Here is a 25516-nt window from a genome sequence, read left to right on the forward strand (position 1 = left end):
CTTATAGTTGGCAAGATGACGATGCGAGGAGTCGCTGCGCCATCTCGAAAATCTCTGTTTCTGGTGGACACGCATCGAATGCTTCAAGAAGCGTTCGGCGAATCACTTCGGTCAATTGTTCGGGAGAATCGACATAGGTCAATGCCATCATGACTTCATCAAACTCCGGTCCGTATGAACCTGCCCCATAACCGAGTGGGTCCCATGTTAATAATAAGTCTTCTATACGCACTTGTTAAACCCTTCTTTTCGCTGAAATTCCATGTCCTACTTCACCAATCTACCTTACTTTTTACTTGGATACCAGCCTTGACAAATGGATTCATATTTCTTGATTCATCAGAACACTATATCTAGTATGAAATAAATATGCAGGTATTTTGATAAGTAACGTCAAATACAATCCATTCCACCTTAAACAAATGGATGAAATGTTTCATCAAGAGTGATGAAATCGAATTCATCAATTTGTGAAAAAACAAGCAAAGACAATCCATAAAATTTTTTCATCTCAGTTCTCTGTCTCAAATTGGGTCATGAAGCCCTTTTGGAACAAAAGCAAAAAGGTGACGGGCACATTCCAGAATGTCAAGGATTGAAAAACTAAATATAGGTGTTTTATGATTAAAAAGATAAAAAAGTGTCAATATATAGTTAACGGGTATTTTGATCGTTAACATGATATTGTGACAGGTAAGGAAGTTCTTATTATCCTTTTATAACGTCTACACCATCTAAAGGAGTGATCTATTTTGACATCCCCTATCCACCACGAGACGATGCTACCAGCGGCTCCAACGCTTTCTGACGTCTCTTCTCTTATTCAATCTATCCAGACACGGTATCCTCACTTAAGCGTAGAGCGCTATGAAGAACGGGCGATTCGGGCGCTCGAGACAAAAACGCTAACACAAGATGTAGTATATGACTTATTGACGATGCATGCCCTCGATATGTTGAAAGCCGAAGAACCGGACTGGACGTTCGTGGCAACGGAAATGTACTTGAACCGCCTCTATCTTGAAGCGGCACGCAACCGCGGTTACGAAGCATCTATGCGTTATGGTAACTTCTATCAACTGGTCGAGACGTTAACATCAAAACGAATTTTCACGTCAGCTCTTCTCGATACGTATTCAAAAGAAGACATGGACCATCTCGAAACATTGATCGATCCATCCCGTGACCGTCTCTTCACATATATCGGACTCCGCACGTTGTCGGACCGCTATCTTGGGCGCGATCATGTGAAGAACCTTTATGAGCTTCCACAGGAGCGCTTCATGGTCATCGCGATGACGCTCATGCAAAAAGAAGATGAGACGACTCGATTGAAGCTCGTCGAAGAAGCTTATTGGGCTTTATCAAACCTTTATATGACGGTCGCGACACCAACGTTGTCAAACGCCGGTAAATCATATGGACAGCTCAGCTCTTGTTTCATTGATACAGTTGATGACTCCCTCCGTGGCATTTATGATTCGAACACCGATGTGGCGACGCTCTCAAAAGGTGGCGGTGGAATCGGTGTCTACCTCGGGAAAATCCGTTCACGTGGTAGTGACATCAAAGGATTCAAAGGCGTCTCAAGTGGTGCCCTTCCTTGGATGAAGCAATTGAACAACACAGCCGTCTCTGTCGACCAACTCGGTATGCGTCAAGGCTCAATTGCCGTCTATTTAGACATTTGGCATAAGGACATCTTCGAATTCCTCGACGCGAAATTGAACAACGGGGATGAGCGCCTCCGTACACACGACTTGTTCACAGGCGTTTGCTTACCGGACCTCTTCATGCGTACGGTCGAGGCACGCGGCGACTGGCACTTGTTCGATCCACACGAGATTCGTACCGTGATGGGATATAGCCTTGAAGACTATTTTGACGAATCAGAGAAAGGTGGAAGCTTCACAGAGAAATATATGGAATGTGTCAACACGCCAGAATTATCTCGTGTGACAGTTCCAGCCATCGACCTTGTAAAACGTTACATGCGCTCACAACTTGAAACAGGTACACCATATATGTTCTTCCGAGACGCAGTGAACCGCGCAAACCCAAACAAACATGCCGGGATGATCTACAGTTCAAACCTCTGTTCTGAAATTGCGCAAAACATGTCGGCAACGACAATCGAAGAAGAATACACACAAGACGGAAAAATCGTCATCACAAAGACTCCTGGTGATTTCGTCGTCTGTAATTTGAGTTCAATCGCACTTGCTCGTGCCGTGAAAGCCGATGTGCTCGAACGACTCATCCCGATTCAAATGCGTATGCTCGATAACGTCATCGATTTGAATACGATCGAAGTTCCACAGGCGATGATCACGAACCAGAAGTATCGTGCAGTCGGTCTAGGAACGTTCGGTTGGCATCACTTGCTCGCACTAGAAGGAATCCGTTGGGAATCGGTCGATGCCGTTCAATATGCAGAGAAACTCTATGAAAAAATCGCGTATCTCACAATCCAAGCATCGATGGAACTCGCCAAAGAAAAAGGAGCATTCGGCGTCTTCGAAGGTTCAGAATGGCATACAGGCGAATACTTCAAGCGCCGGAACTATCGTTCACACGACGACCTCGATTGGGACGGTCTCGCAGCAGAAGTACATCAAAACGGCGTCCGTAACGCCTATATGATGGCCGTTGCACCAAACTCATCGACGGCGATTATCGCTGGTAGTACCGCATCGATTGACCCGGTCTACAAAAAGGTCTACTCAGAAGAGAAGAAAAACTATAAGATTCCAGTCACGGTTCCCGACTTGACGCCGGACACGAACTGGTTCTATAAATCAGCATTTGAAATTGATCAATTATGGAGCATCCGTCAAAACGCGGCTCGCCAGCGCCACATCGACCAAGCAATCAGCTTCAACTTATACGTGAAGAACGATGTAAAAGCGACAGAGCTTCTTGCGATGCACCTCGAGGCATGGTCTCTTGGCATGAAGTCGATTTACTACACTCGTTCGACGACCGTCGAAGTCGACGAATGTGAGTCGTGCGCTTCGTAAACCGTCGTCATAATCATTATGTACATTTTATAGAAAGGTGGTCCACCCTATGAACATCGCAATCATCTGTCATTCGATGAGTGGAAACACGGAAGAAGTGGCATCGCTCATCGAATCGACACATCATCGCCGTGGCGATACGGTCGTCCGCTATGATGCCGATCGCGTCGGATATCGCGAAGCAAAGTCGCTCGCTTCGTTCGACCTCGTCTATTTCGGCTCTTACACGTGGGCAGACGGAATCTTACCAGACGAAATGAAAGATACGTTCCGCCTCGTGTTAAAGGAACTCCAAGTGCCGATTCGACAAGCTGCGGTATTCGGAACCGGTGACAAGATGTTTGTACATTTCTGTCGCGCTGTTGACGAGATGGCGTACCACCTTTCAAAATACGGAATCCCACTTGCCGGGGAACTGCTTAAAATCGAGCAGTCCCCACGTAACCAACCGTTCAACGTCCAACATTGGGCAGAGCGGATGGCTCACCATGTAGAAGAAGGAGTTATGCATCATGTCGATTCAGAAAATCAAATTATTGTCGCCCAAACATCCTAACCGGGCAACCGCCATCATTGGCGGGGAAACGAGTTCGATCGTCAATTGGAACGATATCGCGTATCCTCAGTTCTATACCATTTACAAACAGTTATTATCGAACTTTTGGATTCCTGATGAGATCTCAATGTCTAAGGATATGCAACAATGGCCGCAATTGACTGAACGTGAACAGGATGCATTCAAACGGATCATCGGACTGCTCTCGATTCTCGACTCGGTCCAGACACGATACATCCTCGAGTCTTCTATGTTCTCATCTGACTCGTCTGTACACGCCGTTCTCGCGGTCATCGCACAACAAGAGGTCGTGCACAATCAATCATACAGCTATGTCCTATCAAGTCTCGTGCCACTCGCTGAACAAAATCGAATCTTTGACATCGCCAAAGATGATGAAATGGTCATGAAGCGCAATCAATTCATCTTGGACTTATATGAAGCGTTCCGCGAGACTCCGAACGCTGAAAACTTTGCGAAATCACTCGTTGCATCCGTCATTCTAGAAGGCATCAACTTCTATTCAGGATTCGCTTATTTCTACAATCTCGCCCGCCACCAAAAGATGGTCGGTACATCCACGATGATCAGTTATATCCAACGTGATGAGATGCAACATTCTTACTTCATCAGCCAGCTCTTACGTGCCGTGCTGACAGAAAATCCGAAGATTGATGAAAACGGAAAGTTCAGTCAGTTCGTATACGACACGATGGCAGAAGCGGTCGACCTTGAGATCGAGTGGTGTGAATACGTTCTCCGTGACCTCGATGGACTCGACGTCAGTGAAATGCGAGACTACGTCAAATACTTGGCGAATAAACGCCTCCGCGTCATCGGTCTGAATGACTTGTATGAAGGATTTGACGAAGATGTCATGCCTTGGATCCGGGCATACTCAGATGACTCGCTCAATGCGACAAAATCTGATTTCTTCGAACAAAAGTCACGTTCTTATGCGAAAGTGACAGACGCGAACGGATTTGATGATCTATAAAATTGAACCGAACCGATTTAATCGGTTCGGTTTTTTGTACATCGAAAAAACCCAGACAATCATGTCTGGGTTAATTCAAATCAATAATAAGTCTGAACATATTTGGCAATTCCTTCAGCCACACCTTCCGCCATTTGCTGACGAGACGTGTTACTTCGAAGGTAAGTCAAATCTGTTGGTGATGAGATAAATCCTAATTCGACGAGTGCAGATGGCATTGTATTATACGTAATAACGTAATAATTAGCTGTTTTCACTCCTCGGTTCGACATTCCACTCATTTTACCCGCCAAGTTGCTTTGAATGTTTGAAGCAAGGACACGACTTCGAGCGCTGTGCGCAGACTGAGAAGAAAAGAACGTTTCTACCCCTTTCGCAGATGATGAACCGGCTGCGTTGACGTGCATACTTACAAACAAATCACCACGTAACGACTTCGCTGCAGCAACTCGCTGATCTAGAGTCAAATAGACATCAGTCGAACGAGTGAGACGTACATTGTAATCATATTTTGAGCGAAGATAAGCTTCTACACGTTTCGTTACATCGAGTACAATCGTTTTCTCATAGAGAGATCCATTAACTGCTCCCGAGTCTTTTCCACCGTGTCCTGGATCAAGGACGATGACTGTTCCAGTCGATGTGCTCGGCTTAGATGTCATCACGAATGCTGAAGAAATGAAAGCATCTTGTCCGTTGAACTTGATTTTATGGAAACCATTGGTTGTCCCATAATGTAAAACAGCTGTTCCGTGATTGAGTTGACCAACCACATTCGAATCAAGACTCGCTTTCGAACGAACGTTCAATACATCACCTGGTGTGTTGATGTATACCGTACCTTTTGGTGCAGCTTCCGGCGCAGCCGGGGCTTTCCCTTTCGTCAACCACGAACTCGCTGTGTAGTAGACTTTCGAGCCGATCTGAACAGTCGACCAACTCGAATTGTACGCTTTGTATGAAACAGCCGTGTATTTCGGAAGAACCATGAGGACTTCCGAACTCTGATGGGTTTTTCCAAACAAGTTTACTGTACGGTTAGCATACCCTTGCGTGAGTCCATCATCTGGTTTCGTTGTCGTCGGAGGTTCTGTCGACGTTTTCGAAGTAGAGATCCAAGCTGTCGGTGTGTAATACGTTTCACTTCCGAGATAGACAATCGACCAACTCGAGTTGTATTTGCTCGAGACGACAGCCGTGTTCACGGGAAGTATCTTCTTCACCGCCGACCGTTGATTCCGCTCAGCGAAGAGTTTCAGCTCCCGGTTTGCATACCCGTCTTTTTTCTCTACACTGCTATCCAATGTACCTTCTGTAATGCCCCAAGTCGGTGTGTAGTACGTTTCGTTCCCGATATAAACAATCGACCAGCTCGAATTATATTTGCTCGAGACGACAGCCGTATGTTTCGGAAGAACTTTCTGCACTTTCGAACGTTGGTTGCGTTCAGCGAACAACTTCAACTCACGGTTCGCGTAGCCATTTGTCCGCTCCACATTCGATTCTGTCAGTTTCGGTGCGATGTAAGCTTTTGCGGCATAGTACGTCTTGCCATTTAGGTAGACTTTTGCCCAAGAAGAATTATGAACGGCATACTTCACTTCCGTCCCCTTCTTCAACGTGGTCACAATCGTCGCCGATCGATGGGACGTGACGCGAACGTTTAAATTCGCAGTCGTCACTCCAGTAGACGTTGCCGCCTGCGTCGTTAACGAACTTGAAGTGGATGAAAGTTTTCGAATGTACTGGGCCGAGGCATAGTATGTACGATTGTTTACATACACTTTGTGCCATGACTGATTATACGTTCCATACTTTACTTTCGTGCTTTTTGGTAATGTTTTCACTACCTTCCCACTCAGACTAGGGGATGTACGAATGTTCAAATTGACAGTCGTCTCTCCATCATAAGTTGCAGCTTCGACAGATGGAAGTTGCATCCCTAACAAGAGGACCGTTAAGATGAGGGCAACTTTCAATAGTTTCATTTTCATCCAAAATATTCCTTTCTCATTGCGGCATTTCCTACTAACAACAATTTCATATTAGCATAATACTTTTTTAAAAAAAGTAAATATTTGAAAAAAAAGATGAATGTTTTTGATAAAAAGGTAAATGTTTTTATTTTGCTGGTCGGATAATCAGAAACGTCTCCGTTCCGTAATCTTCGATGGCGACAGTAAAGCCTTCTTTAACGAAAGGATTCTCTATACCAATCAATCCATCTCGTCTCTGTTGAATCACAAATCCATCCAGTCCTTCAATCGCTGCAATGCGATAAAACCGCTCGACATGTTGTTCTCGTTCTATATATCGGTCGAATCGCTCAAATGATTTAACTGGGACCCCGCCCCAATAGCGACCTGGCTGATGCGATAAATAAGTACGCACCGATGTCTCCGTGATCGGGTCCGGCGTGTGGTCAAATCGTCCGAAGTCCCGGGCCGACTTCTCTTCGATGAGGGCAAAGAGTGAATCGAACAGATTGAGATAGTAAGACGCTCCAAGAGACAAAACGGCACGCTGCAATTGCTCGATATGATGCTGTAGTGATTGACCTTTACGGTTCGGTTTTAACTTCTTATCGCCTTCATAAGCGTTCAAAATCCGCGCCACTTCTCCTGCCTCTTCAACAATTTGAAAATACAGCTTCTCTTTCGATTCTCCTCCCTCCGCCTCTGGTTGCTGCAATGCAATCGCATACTGGTTTGCTAGACACGTGGAGATCACTAGTACATCAAGTAACTCCTCTTTCAACTCATCCCGCGCCTCTCTCCTTAACGCGCCCCCTACTTCTCCTACCTCTTCTAACAATCGTGCTAGCCCGGATAAAGGTCTCCAGTAACCACCTAAATGAAGAATCATCGTATCGATTTTCTGTTGAACTTCTCTCACGTTTATTCACCTATCTTTCTGCTTTATTTACCGCTTACATGATATACTATGCTCAACCTAGTTGTCCGGAAAGGGTGGGTTCCACATGTCGTCGGCAAGACTTTGGCAATTGCTTCGATTCATTCTCGTCGTTATCGGTTTCTTTTTAATCACTTGGCTATTGAATATACTTTTCGAATATACATATCCGTTCGTATTTGCCTTGCTCTTGTCCTTGATGACCGTCCCGCTCGTCAACTTTTTCGAGCGAAAATCAAATATGCCTCGTGCACTCGGCACTCTCATTTCCTTGATCATCGTGCTTAGCATCGTCGTCGGAATCATCACCATCGTCATCATCCAATTGATTCATTATGCAACGGTGGCAGCTGAACGACTCCCTGAACAAATTGAGACACTCACCGAGTTTATCCAACGACTGTTCAATGAGAGAATCGCACCGCTCGTCAATGATGCATACCAGAGCTATCAGCAGTTAAATCCCGGACAGACGACCTCGCTCGAGGGAGGAATCACCGAGCTCGGTGTCCAACTCGCCTCAGCGATTGGTGTCTTGTCCCGCGGAGTGGCCAGTGTGCTACAAAACATGTTAGCAGCGCTTCCGCTCGTCTTGTTGCTCGTGGTCGTCATTGTCCTCGCCTGGTTCTTCATCACAAAGGATTGGCCATCATACGTCAACTCACTGAATCGTCTGAACAAACGAAAAGGATTCAAAGAATTCGAGGAAGTGATGATCAACCTCAAGTCTGCCCTATTTGGATACGTCCGTGCCCAGTTCACGCTCATCTCCATCACATTCGGGATCGTCTTGATCGGAATGCTCATCCTCCGTGTTGACAACCCGCTCTCTTTCGCTTTACTCGCGGGGTTCTTTGACCTCTTACCTTATTTGGGGGTCGGTACGCTACTTATTCCTTGGGCCGCCTATGCCGCGGTGACAGGTGATTGGTTCGTGGCCATCGGATTGGTCGTGTTGTATATCATCGTCATCGTCCAACGCAACTTGGCTGAACCGAAAATTGTCGGTTCCCATATCGGATTGAATCCACTGGTCGCACTCATCTCCATCTTCGTTGGATTAAAGCTATTCGGTGTACTCGGCTTTATCGTCGGGCCCGTACTCGCCGTCCTGTTGAAAGCCGTATACAATGCCAAAGTGTTTCATTACATATGGCGATTTATCGTCGGTCCGCCTACGACGACAGCAAAAGAGCGATGAAATGTTGATTTCATCGCTCTTTTTTCATTTGAGGTACAGCCACTACGGGTTGATCGGATTCTGCCGGCTGAAGCGAGAGACCACTTGTCCCCGCTTCATAGGCAGCTACCGCCAAGATGCACGCATCGATAATATCGTCGATTTGGACGTTCGACATCTTCCATTTCCATGGAGAACTTTTCGAGTATTGCCGAAGTAACTCGATTCGCTCATCCTGCCCTTCGACCGTCTTTTTCGAATGACTTGCCTCATGTCCCATCATGACCGAGAAACAAACTTCCGGATGTGATTCGTAAACGTCAGATGCCTTCACCTGCTGAAACTCACGGATCCGGGGAACAAGATTCCACGCTTGTTTACTAATTCCTTTGCCAACCAACGCCCGACTCCTTTCATTCGCTTCCTCATAAGTCGCTTCTTGCAACACCTCTTGAATCGGCGGAGTGAAGACGGACGACTTTCGTTGGCTGAGTCGGCAACGCATCCACGCATCGCATTCGCGGCTCGGATGGTCGACCGTTCCTAAATCTTTCGGCATATCCACAAAATGCATGGCACCATCAATCAGCAACTCCTCCAACGTCTCCGAAATCGTTAAACAAAGTGAGATGCTGTCATATGTGATCCGTACCCAGCCGCCACGTGCACCATCAATTCCTACTCCTACCATGTCGTACCTCCTGTAACATCATCAACACGCCAAATACGGCGAGAAACACTGTACTCCCTAACCAAATACGGTTCGGCCAAACCGTGTAGCATAGGCCACACAGAATCGCCAAACCGATTACGCCACCTGCTCTTACCGCTCCCACGATTCAATCATCCGTGCGAGGGTTCGAACCATGACACCCGTCGGCCCCTTCGGACCGAGGTCATTCGCTGCCGCTCGTTCGCTCGTTCCTGCAATATCGAGATGTAGCCATGGTGTATCGCCGACAAACTCACCGACAAATGCGCCACCAAAAATCATATGCCCGAAACGACCTGGTGAGTTGTTCAAGTCGGCAACTTCCGATTTTCTCACCTTGTCGATGAAGACATCGAAATATGGCATCTGCCACACGAGTTCGTTCGTCTCACGGCTCGCCTCTTCAAGAGAACGATAGAGGGTATCGTCGTTCGTTAGACAGCCCGTCACGTCTGTCCCGAGGGCGACGAGAACGCCACCTGTGAGCGTAGCCACATCGATGATGGCTTTTGGTTCATACGTTTTCGCAAACGTGACCGCATCCGCTAATACAAGACGTCCTTCAGCGTCCGTGTTCAATACTTCGATCGTCTTCCCGTTCATGGCCGTGATCACATCATCTGGTTTGAACGCATCTCCAGAAATCATATTGTCGGTCGCACCGATGATGCCAATCACGTTCCGTTTTGGTCGCGTCAATCCGAGGGTCTCGAACAATCCGAGGACGGTAGCAGCGCCACCCATATCCCCTTTCATCCCGACGATGCCATCTTTCGGCTTGATTGAATAGCCGCCTGTGTCGAACGTGACACCCTTCCCGACAACGGCAATCGGAGCTTCTTCTGCCCCACGATACTCGAGTACAATCAATTTTGGCGGAATCGTCGACCCTTGGTTGACTGCGAGCAATGCCCCCATACCTAGTCCTTCCATCTCTTCTTTTTCAAGAATGCGGTATTTGAAATCATGACGTTTTGCCAACTCAACCGCGTAATCCGCTAACGTCTCCGCCGTCAAAATATTGGCCGGCATCATCGTCAACGTTCGAGCGACATTGACCCCTTTCCCATAAGCCACACCCGCATCGATATCCGTCTGGTCCACGTCACCGAGCAACGTGATCGTCGGTTCTTCGACCGTTTCATTTGGAGCAGACTTATATGTAGGATGGGCATAGGTCGCCATTTCATACGCTTCTGTGAATATGCGTGCGGCACCATCCGTAAACGTATCAAGCGCTACGGCGACGTCCTTCAATCCACGTGACTTGATCAGTTTCGAGACTTTCCCGAACCAATTCCGAACATTCTCGGTCGTCATGTCATTTCGTTGACCAAGTCCGACAAATAAAACACGGGTCGTCTCACCGGCGAATGTCGGAAGGATTGTCACTTCCCCCGTCTTCGTAGAGAGGTCTCCTGATTGAATAAGCGCTTTGACGCGTCCATCAAACAATGTGTCGAGTCCCTCATCGATAGAATCAGCCGCTCCAATTCCGACGACGATTGTCTCGTAAGAATCGGTCCAATTTAATTGAGCAATTTGATACATATTGCCACTTCCCTTCTATATATATGGTAAGCATAACGAACTTCTCCAAAATAATGAAATAGTATGCGTAAGAGTCAAGAAATCTTCGAATTCATGGGCTATCTCCTCGTTGTGACGTTGTTTTATTTTATGATAGGATAAGAAAGTACGCAATCGGGCTTCTCTTCATCGTGAAGTGAGGCCAATTTGACTGGTCGAGGCTTCCCCTAGTCGTAGACCGTTGCTACTTTAACTTTCTCCGTTCTCGTTAATTCTTTTTTCTTTTCGGGTATGAAGTAACGAGGCAGGAAAGTACACTATTTCTTTGAAAAGAGGGACTACGCTTATGTCACACATTAAAGGTATTGGTGCATCTGCAGGAATTGCAGTTGCAAAAGCATTCGTCATGGAGACACCTTCATTCGATATCCCATCACACAAGATTGAAGATGTCGCTGCAGAAAAGGCTCGCTTCCAAGATGCGATCGCACAATCTAAAACGGAGCTTGAAGCCATTCGCGAACATACACTTCGTGAGCTCGGTCCAGACAAAGCCGAGATTTTCTCAGCTCACCTTTTAATCGTTGAGGACCCAGAAATCGTATCGCAAGTGAACGACAAAATTGAAAGCGAAAACATGAACGCAGCGAAGGCACTTGACGAAGTCGCCCAAACGATGATCATGATTTTCGAATCAATGGATAACGAATACATGCGCGAACGTGCAGCTGATGTTCGTGACGTCACAAAACGTGTCATGGCTCACATTCTCGGAGTGACATTCGTGACTCCAGCTTCGATTTCAGAAGAAGTCATCATCATTGCCGAAGATTTGACACCATCAGACACGGCACAACTTAACCGTAAATACGTCAAAGGATTCGCGACGAACATCGGCGGACGTACGTCTCACTCTGCCATCATGTCACGCTCACTTGAAATTCCGGCAGTAGTTGGAACAAAAGTGGCCCTTGAAGAAATCAAAAACGGTGACCTCGTCATCATCGACGGAACAGAAGGTGACGTCTTCGTCAACCCTTCAGAAGATCTCGTCAAAGAATACGAAGGCAAACGTGCTGATTTTGAAGCGTACAAAGAAGAGTTGAAGCAACTCGTCAACGAAGAGTCAATCACAGCGGACGGTCACAAAGTGAAGCTTGCTGCGAACATCGGGACACCGAACGACCTCGAAGGCGTTTTGAAAAACGGTTCAGATGCAATCGGGCTCTATCGTACGGAGTTCCTATATATGGACTCTGAAACGTTCCCGACTGAAGAAGAGCAATACACAGCTTACAAAACGGTTCTTGAAGGCATGGAAGGCAAGCAAGTCGTCATCCGTACACTCGACATCGGTGGCGACAAAGAGTTGTCATACCTTGACCTCCCGAAAGAAATGAACCCGTTCCTCGGCTATCGTGCCATCCGCCTTTGCCTTGAGGAAACAGATTTGTTCCGCACACAACTTCGTGCCCTTCTCCGCGCCTCAGCTCACGGGAACCTCGCCATCATGTTCCCAATGATTGCGACACTCGAAGAGTTCCGCGCGGCGAAAGCCCTTCTTCTCGAAGAAGAAGCGAAGTTGAAAGAAGAAGGAATCGAAGTCGGACAATATGAGACTGGAATGATGGTTGAAATTCCATCAACGGCTGTCATGGCGAAACAATTCGCAAAAGAAGTCGACTTCTTCTCAGTCGGAACGAACGACTTGATTCAATACACGATGGCGGCTGACCGGATGAACGAAAAAGTTTCTTACTTGTACCAACCGTTCAACCCTGCCATCTTGAACCTTCTCCACAATGTCATCACTGAAGCACACAAAGCTGGCAAATGGGTCGGCATGTGTGGAGAGATGGCTGGAGAAGAACTCGCGATTCCAATCCTTCTCGGTCTTGGTCTCGACGAATTCTCGATGTCCGCTTCAAGCGTCCTTCGTGCGCGTAGCCTCGTGAAACGCTTGACGAAGTCGGAAACAGAAGCAATCGTCAACGAAGTCCTCAACATGGACACAGCTGAAGAAGTCGTGAACTTCCTTAGCGAAAAGTTCGACATTAAGAAATAATGGCAAAAGTCCTTCTCTCACTCGAGAGAAGGACTTTTTTATATACTGCATTAGAAATCAAAATCATCTGGGTCTGGACCGACACGTTGATATCGGTCGAGTGAGTCGATTCGTTCCATTTGATCTTTGGTCAATTCAAAGTCATGAACATCGAAGTTTTCTGCGATTCGATGTGGTTTGATGGATTTTGGAATAATCACCCATCCCGTTTGGAGATGCCACCGTAACAACACCTGGGCGACGGAACGATCGACTTCCTTTGCGACCTCTACTAAAGTCTGCTCTTCGAACAACCCTCCCTGCATAAGCGGTGCCCAAGCGACCGGTACGATGCCGTGCTCGCTCATATACGATGCTAACTCGGTTTGACGAAGCAACGGATGCCGTTCAACTTGGTTCACGGCTGGAACGAGGTCACTGTTTGCAGCCAATGTCTCGAGGTGATGGACTTGGAAGTTACTCACCCCGACTGCCCCGACACGTCCCTCTCGATACAACGTTTCGAGGGCACGCCAACTCTCGACCATCTTGTCTTCCACCGGCCAATGAATCAAATACAAATCTAACTGTTCCAATCCAAGACGAACGAGTGACGCCTCGTAGGCGGAGATGGCAGCATCGTAACCTTGATCAGCGTTCCATAGTTTCGATGTGATAAATAAATCTTCCCGGGAAATATTTGCGATTTCCATTCCTTTTCGGATTCCGTCACCGACCCCCTCTTCATTCTCATAAACGGCTGCCGTATCGATATGACGGTATCCTTGACGAATCGCCTCGACGACGGCATCCATGACTGTATCCCCATCTTTAACTTTGAAGACGCCAAGTCCAATAGTAGGAATGGCTTTCTGACCGTGATTCAATTGTATGGATTGTTTCATTTGTACCCCTTCTTTCGTGAGAATTCTCCTTCACTATAAGGGGGATTCTGCTTTTCCGGAATAAGGCACATTGAAGTAACTACACAAATCGAGCCGCCCCATGATAGGAGCGGCTCGTAATCATTTATTCTGGTCCTCTGTCATCGGCTCTAAAGTCGAGCGCTTCACCCGCGACGACAGTCTCACCGAATGGTACGACGACGACTTTTCCGTCCCCGTTCGTCCAAATGATTGGTGTAATCAGTGACGGCACTTTATCACGAATCGCGCTGAGGTCGACTTCGAGAAGGACGTCTCCCGCTTCGACCCGGGCGCCTTCTTCGACTCTCGCTGTGAATCCTTCCCCTTTCAGGTTGACCGTATCGAGACCGACGTGGATCAATAGTTCACGTCCATCGTCAGCCAAAATGCCAATCGCATGTTTCGTCGGGAAGAATGTCGTGATTTGACCGGTCACCGGCGAAACGACCTGTCCGGAACTTGGTTCAATCGCAAACCCTTCTCCCATCATGCGACCCGAGAAGACTTGATCCGGCACATCATCAAGTGATAACAGGACACCAGACATCGGAGCCAAGAAGCGATGATCGGCTTGTTCAGCCGCTTCCGGTGTAATGACTGCCTTCTCTACTTTTTCTTTCGGTTTGTATTCGCCACCTTCGATGATGGTCGCGATTTGTGATTTGAGCGTGTCCGATTTTGGTCCGAAGATGGCTTGGATATTGTCTCCTACTTCAAGGACACCAGCGGCACCGAGCGTTTTTAGAAGGTCTTTGTCAACTTGTTTCACGTCATTGACGGTGACACGAAGTCGCGTGATACATGCATCTAAATGTTTAATGTTTTCAGGACCACCGAGTCCGACGAGCACTTCATATGGCAAGTCGTCCCCAATCCCCGCTTTGTCCCCTTTCGTGCCAGTCTGCACGTCACGTCCAGGAATTTTCAGGTCAAACTTCGTAATAGCGAACCGGAATCCAAAGTAGTAGATGACCGCAAAGACGAGACCAACCGGGATGACGAGCCACCAGGCCGTCCGGTTCGGCAGGACCCCGAAGAGCAGATAGTCAATGAGACCACCAGAGAAGGTCATCCCAATCTTGACGTTCAGTAAATGCATCGTCATGAAGGAGAGACCGGCAAAGACGGCGTGAATTCCGAAGAGAAGTGGTGCAACGAAAACGAATGAGAATTCGACTGGTTCTGTGATCCCTGTCAAGAATGACGTAAGGGCAGCCGAGAAATAGAGACCCTCGACGTCTTTCCGCCGTTCTTTCGGAACCGTGTGGAACATGGCGAGACAGGCTGCTGGTAAGCCGAACATCATGAACGGGAATTTCCCGGTCATGTACGTACCGGCTGTGAATTCCACGCCGTCACGCAGTTGTGCGAAGAAGATCCGCTGGTCACCTTGTACGAGATCACCTGCTTGGTTCGTATACTCCCCGAATTGGAACCAGAATGGAGAATACCAAATATGGTGAAGACCGAACGGAATCAAGGAACGTTCTACTAATCCAAAGATGAATGCTGATAAGGCAACGTTTGCCTCGATGACCGTACTTGAGAACGTGTTGATCACATTCCCAATCGGTGGCCATATATATGCGAGCGCAATCCCGATAATCAAACTGAATGCGGCCGTCGCAATCGGGACGAACCGCTTCCCTGCAAAGAACCCTAAGAAATCTGGCAACTTGATGTTGAAATACTTGTTGTACGCATAGGCTGCAACAAGACCTGCGATAATCCCCCCGAATACCCCCATTTGGAGTGTCGGAATACCGAGAACGGTGGCATACTGCGGATCACCTTGAGCGATTTCCGCGGTAATCCCATTCCATGTGCTAATGACTTTGTTCATGATCAAATAACCGACAATGGCTGCTAGACCAGCAACCCCGTCCCCGTTCGCCAGGCCGATCGCGACCCCGACGGCAAACAGTAACCCTAAGTTTGCGAAGACGATGTCCCCGGCATCTGTCATGACTTGCCAAATCAGGACAAGTGAGTCATTCGCCAGAAACGGGAGCAATTCAACGAGGTCCGGGTTTTGGAATGCGGTACCAAACGCCAAGAGAAGACCGGCTGCCGGTAAGATCGCAACCGGAAGCATGAGTGCTTTCCCGATCCGTTGTAAAACTCCAAACACTTTCTTCCACATCATGGTTCCCTCCTTTGTCAGAATACTTACTTTTTCCCTCTAACGTTTGGATGAAACCGTTTCATATAAAAGAAAAAGACCAACCCCGAAGGATTGGTCTAGGTCATCAATTAGTTGACTTTCTTTTCGTTACCTGAAGCGATGACCGCTTGGATTTCTGATTTCAATGCGTCCGAACGTGGTCCGAAGATTGCTTGAATGTTGTTACCAACTTCAAGGACACCAGAAGCGCCAAGTCGTTTTAACTCATCTTTGTTTACGTTTGCTTTGTCTTTAACTTCGACACGAAGACGTGTGATACATGCATCGAGGTGTTTGATGTTTTGTGAGCCACCAAGACCGACGAGGATATCTTGTGCAAGTTCCGAACCAGTAGCTGTTGATTGTTCAACAACCTCATCTTCACGACCTGGAGTTTTAAGGTTGAACTTACGGATAACGAAGCGGAATCCGAAGTAGTAAATAACCGCGAACACGAGACCGACTGGAATAACGAGCCACCAAGCCGTACGACCTGGAAGAACACCGAAGAGCAAGAAGTCGATCAAACCACCCGAGAACGTCATCCCGATTTTCACGTTCAAGATGTGCATTGTCATGAATGAAAGACCTGCGAATACCGCGTGTACTGCGAAGAGAAGTGGTGCTACGAACAAGAATGAGAACTCGATTGGTTCTGTGATACCAGTCAAGAACGATGTAAGGGCAGCAGAAGCCAAGAGACCACCGACAACCGCTTTACGCTCAGGACGTGCTTCGTGATACATTGCGAGTGCTGCTGCAGGAAGACCGAACATCATGAACGGGAATTTACCAGTCATGAACGTACCTGCTGTCAATTCAGCACCATCACGAATTTGTGCGAAGAAGATCGCTTGGTCACCACGTACAACATTACCCGCTGCATCTGTGTATGAACCGAATTCAAACCAGAACGGTGAGTAGAAGATGTGGTGAAGACCGAATGGAATCAATGAACGTTCGATTAAACCGAAGATGAACGCTGCGAATGTACGGTTTTCATTCAACATGAAGTTTGAGAATGAGTTCAATCCGTGCTGAACTGGTGGCCATACTAATAGTAAAACGAAACCAGCAACGACGGCTGCAACTGCTGTTACGATTGGAACGAAACGTTTACCAGCGAAGAAACCAAGGAACTGTGGCAATTCGATATTGAAGTACTTGTTATAGGCCCATGCGGCGATGAGACCCATGATGATCCCTCCGAATACCCCTGTTTGGAGCGTTGGGATACCGAGTACGTTCGCGTAAGCCGGGTCACCTTGTGCCAATACTTCAGGTGTGAGTTCGAGCCAAACACCCATGACTTTGTTCATGATCAAGAATCCAACGATTGCCGCAAGTCCGGCTACGCCGTCACCTGCTAAACCGATGGCGACACCGACTGCGAACAAGAGCGCCAAGTTCGAGAAGATGATTCCACCTGCTTGCTCCATCAATTGAGCGAATTTCACGACGCCTTCGTTCGTTAACCAACCAGCGCGTGATGTAAGTTGTGGGTTTTGCATTGCGTTACCGAACGCAAGAAGAAGACCGGCTGCCGGCAAGATCGCAACAGGAAGCATAAGTGCTTTACCGACTTTTTGAAGAACACCAAAGATCTGCTTAAACATCAACATTTCCTCCTTTTTTTAAGTACGTATAAACAATATGATAGCGGCGTAGATGTCAGACAACCGACGTATCTAAACGTTTTCATAAATCACGTTTATAAAAACAGAAAAGGCATGAATAAGGATAGAACGTAGACCTCTCCCAATGGAGACATCACATAACGTTCCACTCCTTACTCATGCCTGATCGAATCAGTAACACGTAAGACACGTGGTATCATTTATCTACTTGTTAGGCGCTGGAGATGCATCGTCAAATATGTCGCTTCACCTCGTGGGACAGGACGCTTTAATTCGCGTTCCATGATGCCCATCAGCTCCCAAGCAGTACTATAGCATAGCGGATATTCGTCGCGCAACACCTTTTCAATTTTTTGTGGTGCCTCGACCGTCTCACCTGTCGCGACCCGCTCAACGGCGTACCTTAAGTGCCGAAGTAAGCGCTTATAATCGAGTGATGTCCGGTCCATTTTCACGTTCAAATGACTCTCAATCGTCTGAACAATTTGCCCGATGATTTGATTATGACGGTTGACCTCGAGGACGTTTTTGAACGTCGTCGCCGAGTGAATATGAAGGGCGATAAACCCTGTTTCCGCATCCGGGAGCAAAACGTTCAATCGTTCATGAAACATATCGACGATCCGTTCCGCGAGCGCAAACTCGTTTGGATAGAGCGATTCCGTTTCAAGTAAAAACGGATTCGTCACTTCCATCCCTTGTTCGATTCGCTTCATCGTGAAGAACAAGTGATCCGTCAAACCGATATGGATGTGCTCATCGACTTTCTTGCCCGTACTCGTCTCAATGAAGCAGACAATCTCTTGCATGAACGCAATGAAGTCCTCGTCGACATGTTTGACGAGTTCTTGATATTGAGATTGCTCTTCTTTATCTGTCAGTTGATACACTTTCTCCGGGACGCTGGCCGGGTCGACGAGGTCGCCTGGTTTTTTGCCAAAGCCAATCCCCTTCCCGAGTAGAATGACTTCCGGATCCGTATCATGTTGACAAATGACAACGCTATTATTCAACACTTTTTTGATCGTATACATCGGTAATGTCATTCGCATCGCATCCCTTACTAAAAATCGTTTCGCTATCTAGTATATCGGTTCATGCCCTAAAAAAGTAGGGACAAAACAAAAAAGGCGAACATTTCTGTCGCCAATTAAAACATTGAATAACCGCTCTTTCGTAAGAAACGAATCGTCACACCAGCTAGAATTGCACCGAGCAATCCAAAGCCGAGCATGAATAAATCGAGAAGTTGCAACCCGACGAGTCCTTCATAGACACTCGTAAGCGCGGTCGATGTCTCGGTCACGTAACTCGAAAGTTTGACATTATCAATCATCATGATGACAAAAATTGGATAAATGAACACGAGTGTCCATGTCTTTTTAAGTAACATATTCAAGATGAAGCCGATACTGAAAAAAATCGTCATATATAAAACGGCTCCAATGACTGCTTGGATAATATGCATGTGTTGCCCCCCTTGTCCGCTCTTCATTATACAAAATTTCGACCAACGAGGTCAAAGAACTTCCTATGACAATTTCGAAAGAAAAACAGCCCGTTCTGAGACAGAACGAGCCATGCAATCATGAAATTAGAACTTCCCTTTTTTAAGGACGAGTCCGTATTTTTTCAATTCGATGAAGTGTTTGTTGTCAATGACTTTCTTCATGAATGAAGCGTTGCGACCGAAGATCTTTTTGCCCATCACGATTCCGATTCCATCGTTATGACCGAGTGAAGCAACTGTTCCTTTGCTCTCGTAAGTGAACTTCGAAGTCGATTTGCCATTGATAAGTGCCGCGATGTTTTTCGCAACGTTGTGCGCTTGTTGTGTCGCGATTTGTGCCGTCGGTGGGTATGGACGGTTCGATGCAGGGTCCATGACCGCTGAGCAGTCACCGATGATGAAGACGTTGTCGTGACCTGGTGCACGGTTGTCCGCTTCCACCATGACACGGTTACGGACCGCTTCAAATCCTGATTTTTCGATGATCGGGCTACCACTTACGCCACCTGTCCAGATGATCGTGTTGGCACGAATCGTTTCTGTCGTGTCACCTTGAAGTGGACCGAATGTCACCACACCTGGCTCGACACCTTTGATTCCGTTACCGAGTTTCATCTCGACACCGTTACGCTCCAACCATTTCTGTGCGTATGTCGTGAGTTCTGGGTCGAAACCAGGAAGAACTGTTGGTGCCGCTTCAATGTTGACGATGCGAACCGCTTCGCGTGGAACGTCATACTGTTTGCAAAGTTCAGGGATTCGGTTGACGATTTCACCGAGGAATTCGATTCCTGTAAATCCGGCACCACCGACAACGATCGTCACGAACGAGTTGTCTGAAGAACCGTTTGTTTTATATTGAGCGAATGAATATTCGATGTGCTCTTTGATTTTACGAACACTGTTCAACGAGCTGATTGTCATCGCATGTTCTTTCAAGCCTGGGATACCGAACGTTTCAGGTACACCGCCGAGACCGATGACGACATAGTCGTATTCGACGACAGAACCATCTTCGAGCGTGACTTGTTTGGTAGCAGTATCGACGCGATCGACGATCCCTTTGACAAGTTTCACACGTGACGGGTTCACAATATCGTTAATGTAGATGCGCGCTTGGTCTGGGTTCATCGTCCCAGCAGCTGGTTCGTGAAGCCATGTCGTTTGGTAGTGATAATCATGCTTGTTGATGAGCGTGATGTTCGCATCACCTGCAGCGAGTGTCTTTTGAAGGTTGACGGCTGTGATGAGTCCACCGAAGCCCGCACCAAGAATAACAATGTTAGGTCGTTTCATGTTCATTTCCACCTTGTTTAAAGTTTTGTTTTTTTGAACAACTATGTTGTGTGTTTCTTCACATAGACGTTCACAATAAAGCCTATTCTTGTTCAACATCTGTTCACAATTGCTTCTGTTTCATTGTACGCTCTTTAAATTGAATTCTCAATGGAAAAGCTTATCTTCTTGAATTTTTTTTGAAAGTGTTGCATGTTTGTACTGAATGGATTTAATTCAATAAACTCTCTATAATAGATGTATACGCTTTGAGGAGGAATTCGATGAAGACGACGAAAGATGTAATCATCATCGGTGGCGGCCCGGTCGGACTGTTCACCGCATTTTATGCAGGCATGCGCCAACTCGATACGACGTTGATTGAAAGCTTACCGCAACTTGGTGGTCAGTTGTCAACGCTCTATCCTGAAAAATATATTTATGATATTGCCGGTTTCCCGAAAGTAAAAGCACAGGACTTGATCGATCAACTAAAAGCTCAGGCTGACCAGTTCGAACAAGATTACCGTCTCGGTGAAACGGTGGAAACGGTCGAACGTCTCGAGGACGGCACGTTCGTATTGACAACAAATAAAGAAGAATATCATACGAAAGCCATCATCATCACAGCCGGAAACGGTGCCTTCTCGGCTCGTCCACTCGGGCTTGATGGCTGCGAAGATTATGCCAACCTTCATTACTTTGTCGACAACATGGAGAAATTCCGTGATCGCCGTGTCATGATTGCCGGCGGTGGCGATTCAGCCGTCGACTGGGCACTCATGCTTGAAGGAATCGCAAAAGAAGTCCACATCGTTCACCGTCGTGACCGCTTCCGTGCTCATGAACATACGGTAGAACAGATGAAGGCATCGACGATTAACGTCCTCACGCCTTATAACATCGAGTCACTGTCTGGTGAGACACACATCGAATCTGTCGAATTGACAGATAAGGATGGCGAATCAAAAATCGTTGAAATCGATGATTTGATTTGTAACTACGGATTCGTTTCATCGCTCGGTCCAATCAAGAACTGGGGAATGGAATTCGAGAAAAACACAATCCGTGTCGATTCACGTATGGAAACGACCGTTGCCGGCATCTTTGCTTGCGGTGATATCGCGACATACGAAGGGAAAGTAAAATTGATTGCGACCGGTTTCGGTGAAGCCCCAATCGCCATCAACCAAGTGAAACAGCTCGTGGATCCGACAGCTCGTCATCCGCAACACTCGACATCTGTATTTGCTGGGAAATAAACACTGAACCCCTGTCGCTCCCATGCACAGGGGTTCAGTTTTGTCTTGCAAGGGAGGTTAACATGAATATAGTCACAACAAATACAATTACCAATAAAATGCGCGATGAACTATACACGATCCATCAAGAGGTTTTTGGAGATATAAATCACTTTCATCAAAAGTTAATACGTAAAACAAATTTATTTTTTACTTTAGCGATTATTGACAACGAGATTCATGGCTACAAGATTGGCTATCCTCTCAATGAAGATTGTTTTTATAGTTGGATGGGAGCCGTCAAACCTGCTTCTCGTAATCTCGGTATCGCCTCACGGTTAATGGAGACACAGCACGAATGGGCTAAAAATCAAAACTATAAATCGATTGAAACAAAGACGATGAATCGTTGGCGACAAATGTTACTCTTAAATATTCGTCATGGTTTCGATGTCAAAGCAGTCAATATAGATAAAAATGGTCGCGAAAAAATCCTTTTGCGAAAACAGCTCAATGTTTAACAAAAAAGGTTATTTTTTGAGCGTCTGAATGATGACCCGGTCAAGCCAGTCATCGAGTTGCGTGAACACGAAGCCCGCCTTCTTCGCCTCAGCAATCGACATATAATAGTCGACATCCGAATCATACGGCGACGAGTCTCCATCTTTTATAATATGGACGGGTTTTCCGACGTGTTGGCCGATTCGCTCCATTAAAGCACCCATGGAGATGAGCCCGTCACTTGCAGCGTTGAAAGGACCGGTCACGTTCGCACGTCCCACCCATTCTAAAAATGCTGCTGCTTCCGCACTCGAGATGAAGCCCATCTTCGCTTCCGGGTGATGCAAGACAACCGGTTCCTCGTTCCGGATTGCATCTACATAAAACTTCAACCGGTCTGTATAGTCATCCGGACCTACCACGATCGGTAATCGTACGGTCGCCACCGGGAAAGAGGCGCGATGGAAGAAGAAAGATTCCGCCTCGCGTTTCCCTTGTCCGTAGTCATGTTCGGATTCAAGATGATATTCGTAATGGAGCGGATTGAAGTCGCTCTCTTTCAGGTCAGGCCCAGGCGCGTAAACCGACATCGTCGACGTGAGCACATATTTCCCGACTTTGTCCATGAACGCATCCGAGGCGATTTTTGCCTGATACGGAGTAAAACAAATGTTGTCATAGACGAGGTCGTACCGTTCACGTGCCAAGTCTTTCATCGTCGCGACCGATTGCCGGTCCCCTTTGACAGACCGAATCCCTTCAGCCTCCGGTACCTGTAGTTGCCCCCTCGTCACAATCGTCACATCGTCCCCTGCTTCAGCAAGTCGCAATGCGAGCCGTTTTCCGAAATAACGTGACCCTCCGAATATCAATACTTTTCTCATAACCCTGAATCCTCCCATTTGTAATGACGTCCCTATTCATTTTCCCTTCAAAGAAACAGACTAATCTACCACTTTCACTCGTATTCTTGCTATCCTTATAAGTAAAGACTCGTTAGGGGGACCCGAATATGCACCAAATCATGTTAGAAAAGGGATGGACGTATGAACTACCACCACAGTATGCGATCTATCAGAGCTTATCTGATTTCAGTCGTTACTCTGTCCTCGACCAAGAGGAAGAGAGCGTCTGCTCATTCCGCATCACGAATGACACATGTACAATCACAGGCTTTCGGCCTTGGCAACATCACATCGAACTCGACGTAACTGCAAAAGTCATTCGGTTGATTTTGACAGAAGAAGAATAAGAACCGATCGCAATCGCGATCGGTTCTTATTCTTTAGCATTCTCCTGGCGTACCTGCATTCGTCGCTGTCCGGAAACTCGAACCGCAACCGCATGTTGCAATCGCATTTGGGTTTTTAATTGTGAAACCGCCACCGAGCATCGACTGCTTATAATCAATCTCGAGGCCATCAACGACCCCATGATCCACTTCCGCAACGATGACGCGGACACCATGATGGTCGAATTGAATGTCTTTGTCCGTCTTGTCCTCGTCGAAGCCCATCCCGTATGAAAGTCCTGTACATCCGCCACCTTGTACCTTCACTCGCAAGTATTGCGCATCCGGGCGTTCCGTCTGTTTCATCATCTCTAGCACTTGAAGTGCGGCTGACTCTGTTAAATGAATCATCTGAATTCCTCCTCATATATCTTCAATTCAAGTCAATTGACTTGTCATCTTGTGGATTATCTTGTATAACTAAACTGTAACAAAAAAAATTAAATCGTTCCATCTTCGGGGCAGGGTGAAATTCCCGACCGGCGGTATTGAAGAATATATTCTTCTCAGCCCGTGAGCGAGCAAGGCGTTGCTTGCTGATTTCGTGAGATTCGAAAGCCGACAGTATAGTCTGGATGGGAGAAGATGGCGGCATCCGACCGATATCCGGATGTTTTCTTTGACGTGGACTTTTCCACCTCGGAAAACATCTATTTCGTATGCGCGTAAACTCTCCCGATTGTCTTCATTGCAATCGGGTTTTTATATGCGACGGATGCCATTCATCGAGGAGCGACCTAAAGGAGAGATTCTGATGAAAACTACGCGCAACAAACGACTGACAACAATGGTGACTTTGGCGATGCTCGGGACGATCTCGTTCGTACTCATGCTATTCAACTTCCCGCTCCCATTTTTACCGCCATTCCTTAAAGTGGACTTTAGTGACATTCCTGCACTCATTGCCGGAATCGTCTTTTCCCCACTCGCAGGAGTCGTGGTCGTCGGTTTGAAAAACGTCTTGTACTACGTCTTTAACGGTGGCGGTGTTCCAGTCGGGGAAGTCGCAAACTTCTTCGCAGGTGTCGCATTCATGTACCCAGTTGCCTGGTTCTACCATAAGCGCAAGTCAAACAAAGCACTCGCTTCTGGATTACTTGCCGGTACAATCACAATGGCTCTTAGTCTCGCCATCTTAAACTATCTCGTCATCTTGCCAGCCTACGCCTTCTTCTTCGGAATGGCAGACATGGCCGACCCGGCGGTGAAAACGGATCTTGTCCTTTACGGGATCTTACCGTTCAACTTGATTAAAGCGATCTTGATCAGCGCGCTCTTCGTCCCACTCTTCTTGAAATTGAAGCCGTGGATCGAACGTCAACGCGTACAACTTCAAGCATAATCGATATACGAGCATCTAGGCGTTGCCTAGGTGCTTTTTTTAACCATATTGTAAGGAGGGGTATTCATCATGACAGACGAACAGGATTTGGTTCATTTTCTAAAACAAGACGCCGAGCTCATAAAGCTTCTCCACGCCGTCGCCAACCTCGATTTACCGGATTGTTGGATTTGTGCGGGATATATTCGTTCAAAAGTCTGGGACCACCTTCACGGATACGAAACATCGACTAAAACAGATGATGTAGATGTGATTTATTTCGACCCAAACCAACCAGAGGAAGCAGTCGAAAAACAACTCGAAGAGCGATTATTCCGCCTCATCCCCGATGTACCTTGGTCTGTCAAAAATCAAGCGAGAATGCATCACGTCAACAACCTTCCACCCTATGCCTCATCGGTCGATGCGTTGGCACATTTTCCTGAGACCGTCACCGCGATCGGGGTACGTCTTCAATCGGATGGTTCCCTCATCCTCGCTGCCCCACACGGCATTCACGACTTGATCAACATGCACGTTATACCGACACCACCCTTTGATTCGAACTCTTCAAAGCATCCCATCTATCTGGAGCGGTTGCAGCAAAAGAACTGGTCCGCCAAGTGGCCAAACATCACCATACATACATCCTTCTCATACTAAAAAACGCAACCACCGAAGTGATCGCGTTTTCTTAT

22 protein-coding genes, 1 pseudogene and 1 riboswitch are annotated in these 25516 nt (G+C 47.0%); of the genes and pseudogenes, 10 read left to right on the forward strand and 13 right to left on the reverse strand.

Features of this window, described 5'->3' with window-relative positions; translation table 11 throughout:
- Nucleotide 1 precedes the first annotated feature (1 nt).
- Nucleotides 2-232, reverse strand: a complete 231-nt coding sequence (locus KNO71_RS02270; protein WP_214687058.1) for a DUF1871 family protein — start codon at nt 230-232, stop codon at nt 2-4.
- 532 nt (nt 233-764) lie between these two features.
- On the opposite strand from KNO71_RS02270, the gene KNO71_RS02275 reads away from it, so the two are divergent.
- The 3 genes from KNO71_RS02275 to KNO71_RS02285 are packed head-to-tail and all read left to right on the forward strand — an operon-like array spanning nt 765 to nt 4573.
- Nucleotides 765-3020, forward strand: coding sequence for a ribonucleoside-diphosphate reductase subunit alpha (locus KNO71_RS02275; RefSeq protein WP_396212205.1), 2256 nt, complete (start codon nt 765-767; stop codon nt 3018-3020).
- 49 nt (nt 3021-3069) lie between these two features.
- A complete protein-coding gene (locus tag KNO71_RS02280; protein WP_012726807.1) occupies nt 3070-3576 on the forward strand; it encodes a flavodoxin domain-containing protein in 507 nt (168 codons plus the stop codon).
- Nucleotides 3533-4573, forward strand: a complete 1041-nt coding sequence (locus KNO71_RS02285) for a ribonucleotide-diphosphate reductase subunit beta (protein WP_074036411.1) — start codon at nt 3533-3535, stop codon at nt 4571-4573. Before KNO71_RS02280 ends, KNO71_RS02285 begins: the two co-directional genes overlap by 44 nt.
- Before the next feature lie 80 nt (nt 4574-4653).
- Here the strand turns inward: KNO71_RS02285 and KNO71_RS02290 are convergent, their stop codons facing one another.
- Together KNO71_RS02290 and KNO71_RS02295 are read right to left on the reverse strand one after the other, a co-directional pair.
- The gene (locus tag KNO71_RS02290; protein ID WP_214687060.1) at nt 4654-6567 is read right to left on the reverse strand and encodes an N-acetylmuramoyl-L-alanine amidase family protein; all 1914 of its coding nucleotides are present in this window, start codon (nt 6565-6567) and stop codon (nt 4654-4656) included.
- A 127-nt stretch (nt 6568-6694) separates the two neighbouring features.
- On the reverse strand, nt 6695-7468 hold the full coding sequence (locus KNO71_RS02295; RefSeq protein ID WP_353047639.1) for a nucleotide pyrophosphohydrolase: 774 nt from the start codon (nt 7466-7468) through the stop codon (nt 6695-6697).
- A gap of 85 nt (nt 7469-7553) precedes the next feature.
- Here KNO71_RS02295 and ytvI point away from each other — a divergent pair, with 85 nt between their 5' ends.
- On the forward strand, nt 7554-8687 hold the full coding sequence (ytvI, locus tag KNO71_RS02300; protein WP_214687062.1) for a sporulation integral membrane protein YtvI: 1134 nt from the start codon (nt 7554-7556) through the stop codon (nt 8685-8687).
- A gap of 10 nt (nt 8688-8697) precedes the next feature.
- Here ytvI and KNO71_RS02305 read toward each other — a convergent pair whose 3' ends face one another.
- A complete protein-coding gene (locus KNO71_RS02305) occupies nt 8698-9357 on the reverse strand; it encodes a DUF429 domain-containing protein (RefSeq protein ID WP_078147240.1) in 660 nt (219 codons plus the stop codon).
- A gap of 132 nt (nt 9358-9489) precedes the next feature.
- Entirely contained in the window at nt 9490-10929 is a 1440-nt protein-coding gene (locus KNO71_RS02310; RefSeq protein ID WP_078147241.1) for a leucyl aminopeptidase, read from the reverse strand.
- A gap of 325 nt (nt 10930-11254) precedes the next feature.
- Between KNO71_RS02310 and ptsP the strand changes: the two genes are divergently transcribed.
- Nucleotides 11255-12973: a phosphoenolpyruvate--protein phosphotransferase gene (gene ptsP / locus KNO71_RS02315; RefSeq protein ID WP_078147242.1), complete on the forward strand. Its 1719-nt coding sequence runs from the start codon at nt 11255-11257 to the stop codon at nt 12971-12973.
- A 50-nt stretch (nt 12974-13023) separates the two neighbouring features.
- On the opposite strand, the gene KNO71_RS02320 is transcribed toward ptsP, so the two are convergent.
- The 6 genes and pseudogenes from KNO71_RS02320 to KNO71_RS02345 form a co-directional block, all read right to left on the reverse strand.
- Nucleotides 13024-13857, reverse strand: coding sequence for an aldo/keto reductase (locus tag KNO71_RS02320; protein ID WP_078147243.1), 834 nt, complete (start codon nt 13855-13857; stop codon nt 13024-13026).
- A 124-nt stretch (nt 13858-13981) separates the two neighbouring features.
- Nucleotides 13982-16021, reverse strand: coding sequence for a glucose-specific PTS transporter subunit IIBC (gene ptsG, locus KNO71_RS02325; protein ID WP_078147244.1), 2040 nt, complete (start codon nt 16019-16021; stop codon nt 13982-13984).
- Nucleotides 16022-16158: 137 nt separating this feature from the next.
- Nucleotides 16159-17658, reverse strand: a pseudogene (gene ptsG / locus KNO71_RS02330) (glucose-specific PTS transporter subunit IIBC); the annotation flags it as partial.
- 221 nt (nt 17659-17879) lie between these two features.
- Nucleotides 17880-18725 carry a glucose PTS transporter transcription antiterminator GlcT gene (glcT, locus tag KNO71_RS02335; RefSeq protein ID WP_078147246.1) on the reverse strand — a complete coding sequence of 282 codons (846 nt, stop codon included), beginning with the start codon at nt 18723-18725 and terminating at the stop codon, nt 17880-17882.
- Nucleotides 18726-18829: 104 nt separating this feature from the next.
- Nucleotides 18830-19147, reverse strand: coding sequence for a YuiB family protein (locus tag KNO71_RS02340; RefSeq protein WP_047795135.1), 318 nt, complete (start codon nt 19145-19147; stop codon nt 18830-18832).
- 126 nt (nt 19148-19273) lie between these two features.
- Nucleotides 19274-20485 (reverse strand): NAD(P)/FAD-dependent oxidoreductase, encoded by a 1212-nt coding sequence (locus KNO71_RS02345; protein WP_214687064.1) that lies wholly within the window; start codon nt 20483-20485, stop codon nt 19274-19276.
- 263 nt (nt 20486-20748) lie between these two features.
- Between KNO71_RS02345 and KNO71_RS02350 the strand changes: the two genes are divergently transcribed.
- Entirely contained in the window at nt 20749-21726 is a 978-nt protein-coding gene (locus KNO71_RS02350) for an NAD(P)/FAD-dependent oxidoreductase (protein WP_012726821.1), read from the forward strand.
- A gap of 62 nt (nt 21727-21788) precedes the next feature.
- On the forward strand, nt 21789-22226 hold the full coding sequence (locus KNO71_RS02355; RefSeq protein WP_078147247.1) for a GNAT family N-acetyltransferase: 438 nt from the start codon (nt 21789-21791) through the stop codon (nt 22224-22226).
- A gap of 9 nt (nt 22227-22235) precedes the next feature.
- Here KNO71_RS02355 and KNO71_RS02360 read toward each other — a convergent pair whose 3' ends face one another.
- Nucleotides 22236-23090, reverse strand: coding sequence for an NAD-dependent epimerase/dehydratase family protein (locus KNO71_RS02360; protein ID WP_214687066.1), 855 nt, complete (start codon nt 23088-23090; stop codon nt 22236-22238).
- A 128-nt stretch (nt 23091-23218) separates the two neighbouring features.
- Between KNO71_RS02360 and KNO71_RS02365 the strand changes: the two genes are divergently transcribed.
- Nucleotides 23219-23458, forward strand: a complete 240-nt coding sequence (locus tag KNO71_RS02365) for a hypothetical protein (protein ID WP_047795133.1) — start codon at nt 23219-23221, stop codon at nt 23456-23458.
- 33 nt (nt 23459-23491) lie between these two features.
- Here the strand turns inward: KNO71_RS02365 and KNO71_RS02370 are convergent, their stop codons facing one another.
- Nucleotides 23492-23848, reverse strand: a complete 357-nt coding sequence (locus tag KNO71_RS02370) for a HesB/IscA family protein (RefSeq protein WP_078147249.1) — start codon at nt 23846-23848, stop codon at nt 23492-23494.
- A 97-nt stretch (nt 23849-23945) separates the two neighbouring features.
- Nucleotides 23946-24088: riboswitch (FMN riboswitch) on the forward strand.
- Nucleotides 24089-24251: 163 nt separating this feature from the next.
- On the opposite strand from KNO71_RS02370, the gene KNO71_RS02375 reads away from it, so the two are divergent.
- Entirely contained in the window at nt 24252-24839 is a 588-nt protein-coding gene (locus tag KNO71_RS02375; RefSeq protein ID WP_012726825.1) for an ECF transporter S component, read from the forward strand.
- A gap of 69 nt (nt 24840-24908) precedes the next feature.
- Complete coding sequence (locus tag KNO71_RS02380) at nt 24909-25481, forward strand: nucleotidyltransferase family protein (protein ID WP_078147250.1); 573 nt, start codon at nt 24909-24911, stop codon at nt 25479-25481.
- The last annotated feature ends 35 nt before the right edge of the window (nt 25482-25516 follow it).

This window comes from Exiguobacterium sp. s163 (assembly GCF_018617135.1).
Taxonomy (GTDB): domain Bacteria; phylum Bacillota; class Bacilli; order Exiguobacteriales; family Exiguobacteriaceae; genus Exiguobacterium; species Exiguobacterium profundum.